The organism is Geomonas sp., assembly GCF_056994735.1.
Map to the genome: position 1 here is coordinate 1 of NZ_JBXKJL010000057.1, position 4659 is coordinate 4659.

The window sequence follows — 4659 nt, forward strand, 5'->3', positions numbered from 1 at the left end:
TGGGATTCCCTTTTAAACTTTCTGCTTCCGACCTGCCTGTTGCGACTAGCCGAGAGTGTTAACCAGCTTGGTCAGGCGGGAGACATTCCTGGAGGCGTTGGAGGTGTGGATAATGCCCTTGGTCGCAGCACCGTCGATGACCGGAATGGCAGAGGCCAGAGCTGCCTGAGCAGCTGCCTGATCTTTGCTGGCCACGGCTTCGCGGACGCGCTTGATAAAGGTGCGCAGGGTGGAACGCTCGTGCTTGTTGCGCTCCGTCCTTTTCACGGTCTGCTTTATCCTTTTTATTGCCGATTTATGATTTGCCAAACTGCACCTCCGAGTATTTTAAATGTAGCTTTTGAGTTTTCGAAAGTAGAACTTATAACACCGGCCATCGGGGGGTGTCAAGCGGAAATGTCTCCGTGGAGGAAAAAATCCCGCGCGTCCCGTGAACCACGCACATTACCACTCTTTGCTCCGCTTTTCCAACTATTTGTTCGGGAATCGATTCAACAGCATCCAGATGTTGACATATAGATTTTTGAATACTATGCTGGCTCCGCCGTCAAGGCTCAATTCTTCCCTCTCCCCCCAGGAGAGGGTGGCCGAAGGCCGGGCGAGGGAAAGGGGGCTGCCCTGACGCTCCGTCTTTTTAACAAAATCTGTAATTTGCGTTCGACCGTCGCGCCAGCTACATATGGGCGGCCCATCACCGTAGGGAGGTGCCATGCATAAAGAGGGAAGAAGGGATTTCGACTCCGCGGCCGCTAGGTGGGATGAGGAACCGCGCAGGGTGAAACTCGCTGATGACATCGTGGCCGCTATCCGCCGAGAACTGCCGCTTGCAGCAGACATGGACGCTCTCGATTATGGCTGCGGCAGTGGCCTGGTCACCCTCGGAGTCCAGCCCTTTGTGAAGAGCATAACGGGCGCCGACAGTTCGCGCGGCATGCTCGATGTCCTCGCTCGAAAAGTGCGGGAGCGCGGCCTGACCAATGTGGAGACGAAACTGATCGACCTTGAGGACCAGGCCCGGCTGGAAGGTCGCTACGACCTGATCGTCAGCAGCATGACGATGCACCACGTCGACGACGTTGCCTCGCTTATCAGCGTCTTGGCCAAGGGATTGAAGCCCGGCGGCTGGCTGGCGGTGGCCGATCTCCAGGCCGAAGACGGCGGCTTCCATGACGATCCCGCCGGCGTCCTTCACTTCGGCTTCGACCGCGAATTCCTCCGCTCCGAATTTTCAAGAAGTGGACTGACAGAGATACGCGTCGTGACCGCCGCCACCATCGAGAAGCCGGAGTGCGACGGAGGGAAGCGGTGCTATCCGGTGCTTCTTTGCCTCGGCAGAATGGACTGATCCCTCCGCTTAAAGGGGAGGGCAGGGGCTGCCTACTCCCCTTTTTTTTCTTCGTCCTTCGGGTTTATCACCCGCGGCTCGTCGTGCATTCCCTTACGGAAGTTTTTCAGCGTCTGACCGAGGGAAGCCCCGAGTTGCGGCAGCTTTGACGGTCCAACCACCAACAGCAGCACCACGAGAATTATCAGCAACTCCGGTACGCCGATACCGAACATAGGCCCCTCCCAGATATTAAAATTTAACAATCATTGCTTTATAGCAAATCGACAGGAAGGTGGCAAGGCAACTTTCCATCCCCTCGGCCCGCTACCTACTCCGCATCCACTTCATTAGCAACCCCCCGCTCTCCTCGCTGCGCCCCTACTGCCGCACCAGCCTTTAAATGTATTGACGAGCGGAGGCGAAGCTGCGTAATATTCCTCTATTTCAACGGCAAGGAAGTGACGTGAAACAGGGAAAAAAGCTCTATCTGGAGACCTTCGGTTGCCAGATGAACGTGAGCGATTCTGAAAAGATAGTCGGGCTCATGAGAGGGATCGGGTACACCGAGACATCGGAGGCCCCCAATGCGGACCTGATCCTCCTGAACACCTGCAGCATAAGGGCGAAGGCTGAGCAGAAGGTCTACGGGCACCTCGGGAAATTCAAATCGATCAAGTCCGGAAAGCCGGGGCTCATCATCGGCGTCGGTGGCTGCGTGGCGCAGCAGGAGGGGGAAAGGCTCCTGAAGAAGGCGCCGTTCGTCAACCTGGTTTTCGGCACGCACAACCTGCACCTTTTGCAGGAGATGGTCACCGCCGCGGAAGCGGGCAAGCGCAGCATCGAGACCGATTTTGTCGACGACGAGAAGAGGTTCGACCTCTTCCCGGTAATCGAGGCCGAAGCCGGCGTGACCCGCTTCGTGACCGTCATGCAGGGGTGCGACAACTTCTGCGCCTACTGCATCGTCCCCCATGTGCGCGGGCGCGAGATCAGCAGGAGCGCCGCCAAAGTCGTCGAGGAAGTGGAGACCCTGGCCGCCGCAGGGGTCAGCGAGGTCACCCTCCTGGGCCAGAACGTCAATTCATATGGATCCCGCAACGAGGACGAGCCTGATTTTCCTGAGCTCCTCAGGCTGGTAGCGCAGGTGGACGGAATCAAGAGGCTCCGTTTCACGACCTCGCACCCGAAGGATATCTCCGAGCGGCTTATCGCCTGCTTTGCCGACATTCCCAAGCTCGCCCCGCACATCCACCTCCCGGCCCAGTCGGGGAGCGACGCGGTGCTCAAGATGATGAACCGCGGCTATACCCGCGCCGACTATCTCTCCAAGGTGGCAGCACTCAAATCCGCCTGTCCCGGGATCCAGGTCACCGGCGACATGATTGTCGGTTTCCCCGGTGAGGATGAGGCCGCTTTCCAGGAGACCCTGGCCCTGATGGAGGAGGTACAATACGCCGACCTCTTCTCGTTCATCTACTCGGCGCGTCCCGGGACCAAGGCGGCAGAATATGCCGACGAAACGCCCCACGCCGAGAAGCAGGGACGGCTGGAACGGCTGCAGACCGCACAGAAGAAAACGACCCTGGCGGCCAACCGGGAACTGGTGGGAACGGTGCAGCAGGTCCTGGTGGAGGGGTTGAGCAGCACGGGTGATGCCCTCTTCGGCAGGACCGGCGGCAACCGGGCCACAGTCATCGACGGCGACCTGTCGCTGACAGGGCGGGTGCTGGAAGTGAGGATCACTGAGGGGTTGCAGACGCTCCTCAAGGGCGAGATCCTGCATGTCTGATCAGGGAGGCTGGGAGAAATGTATCTCGAGATGAAGGTTTACGGTTTCGCGCTGGACGGCATCGCGCAGATGCCGGTGGTCATTCTCAAGGATGCTGAAGAAAAAAACGCGGTGCCGGTCTGGATCAACTCTTCCGAGTCGGTAACCTTCGCCGCTGAATTCATCGGCCGGGAGTTCTCCCTCAGAAGCGGCCGCAAGGACGTCTTCTCCGTTCTTATCGAAAAGCTGGGGATGACCGTTACCGGCATCATCATCGAGAGCGTCAAGGATGGGGTATTCGATTCCTTCGTCCGGCTGTCGACGGCAGACGGCGAGGAGATGACGCTTAATCTCCATGTCAGCGAGGCCATGCTCCTGTCGCTGAAGTACCGCCTCCCGGTCCTGGTGAACAGCGAGCTCATGTCCCAGGTGTCGAGCCTCGACATGAGCGAGGAGGACTTTACCGGTGAAAACAATGCCCGCAGGTTCGTCGATTTTCTCGATCAGCTCGATCCTTCGACGTTGGGGAAGTATCCGATGTAGGCGGAGCAGATCCGTACTGGGGGCGAGATCGGAAACGGCTGAAGTGGCCGCCGAAGAGATCCTCTGGGTCGTAGAGGGTTGAAATCATTGATGACAAAGAGTAAGGTGGAGTTGGATTAAGGTTCTTCCTGATCTCAATTTCCATCTTAATCTTTTTTAAGGAGGCTTTTATGCGTGAAGCATCGTTCGATTTCCTGCAGCAGTTATTGGCGGCGCCGAGCCCATCCGGGTACGAGCAGCCCGCTCAGCGGGTATTCCGCTCATATATCTCGTCGTTCTCGCAGGTCGGCACTGACGTCATGGGCAACGTTTTCGGGATGATCCAGGGGGTCGGTCAGGACCGGCCGAGAGTCATGCTGGTCGGCCACTCCGACGAGATCGGCCTCCAGGTCCGCTACATCGACGACCAGGGCTTCCTCTACTTCTCCGCCATTGGCGGGGTCGACGCCCACATCACCCCGGGCATGAGGGTTCATGTCCACACCTCGAAGGGGAGCATCAACGGCGTCATCGGCAAGAAGCCTATCCACCTGATCGAGCCCAAGGAGCGGGACAACGTCATCAAGCTGGAGAAACAGTACATCGACATCGGCGCCGCCGACAAGAAGGAGGCGCAGGAGCTGGTGCGCGTTGGCGATCCCGTGACCTTCGCCGTCGCCCTCGAGCGTCTGGCCGGCGACCGTGTGACCTGCCGTGGTCTTGACGACAAGGCCGGCAGCTTCGTGGTCGCCGAGGTGCTGCGCACGGTAGCGGCCCTTCCCGTCCAGCTCCCGATCGATCTCTACGGCGTCTCTTCCGTGCAGGAAGAGGTCGGGCTGCGGGGCGGCACCACCAGCAGCTATTCGGTCAACCCCGACGTGGGCATCTGCGTCGAGGTTGATTTCGCCACCGACCAGCCGGACGTCGAGAAGAAGCACAACGGCGAGGTGGGGCTCGGGAAGGGGCCGATCCTCCCCAGGGGCGCCAACATCAACCCCGTCCTTTTCGATCTCCTCTCCGACACGGCGCAGCAGGAGGACAT

6 protein-coding genes are annotated in these 4659 nt (G+C 59.1%); 4 read left to right on the forward strand and 2 right to left on the reverse strand.

The window, feature by feature from the left end; genetic code table 11:
* Positions 1-45: 45 nt before the first annotated feature.
* The gene (gene rpsT / locus AC11W3_RS02760; RefSeq protein WP_484088576.1) at positions 46-309 is read right to left on the reverse strand and encodes a 30S ribosomal protein S20; all 264 of its coding nucleotides are present in this window, start codon (positions 307-309) and stop codon (positions 46-48) included.
* A gap of 400 nt (positions 310-709) precedes the next feature.
* Here rpsT and AC11W3_RS02765 point away from each other — a divergent pair, with 400 nt between their 5' ends.
* Positions 710-1345, forward strand: a complete 636-nt coding sequence (locus AC11W3_RS02765) for a class I SAM-dependent DNA methyltransferase (protein WP_484088575.1) — start codon at positions 710-712, stop codon at positions 1343-1345.
* 32 nt (positions 1346-1377) lie between these two features.
* Here AC11W3_RS02765 and tatA read toward each other — a convergent pair whose 3' ends face one another.
* Complete coding sequence (tatA, locus tag AC11W3_RS02770) at positions 1378-1560, reverse strand: twin-arginine translocase TatA/TatE family subunit (protein ID WP_484088574.1); 183 nt, start codon at positions 1558-1560, stop codon at positions 1378-1380.
* 230 nt (positions 1561-1790) lie between these two features.
* On the opposite strand from tatA, the gene miaB reads away from it, so the two are divergent.
* The 3 genes from miaB to AC11W3_RS02785 all read left to right on the forward strand — a co-directional run.
* The gene (gene miaB / locus AC11W3_RS02775) at positions 1791-3116 is read left to right on the forward strand and encodes a tRNA (N6-isopentenyl adenosine(37)-C2)-methylthiotransferase MiaB (protein ID WP_484092441.1); all 1326 of its coding nucleotides are present in this window, start codon (positions 1791-1793) and stop codon (positions 3114-3116) included.
* Positions 3117-3134: 18 nt separating this feature from the next.
* Positions 3135-3638 (forward strand): bifunctional nuclease family protein, encoded by a 504-nt coding sequence (locus AC11W3_RS02780; protein ID WP_484088572.1) that lies wholly within the window; start codon positions 3135-3137, stop codon positions 3636-3638.
* 170 nt (positions 3639-3808) lie between these two features.
* Positions 3809-4659: zinc-binding metallopeptidase family protein (locus AC11W3_RS02785; RefSeq protein WP_484092442.1), on the forward strand; the 851-nt coding region annotated here is incomplete at its 3' end.

What these genes read in the sequence shown, in the direction of transcription:
- AC11W3_RS02765 (WP_484088575.1), top strand. Translation starts at nt 710, where the DNA reads ATGCATAAAGAGGGAAGAAGGGATTTCGACTCCGCGGCCGCTAGGTGG.
- tatA (WP_484088574.1), bottom strand. Translation starts at nt 1,560, where the DNA reads ATGTTCGGTATCGGCGTACCGGAGTTGCTGATAATTCTCGTGGTGCTG.
- AC11W3_RS02780 (WP_484088572.1), top strand. Translation starts at nt 3,135, where the DNA reads ATGTATCTCGAGATGAAGGTTTACGGTTTCGCGCTGGACGGCATCGCG.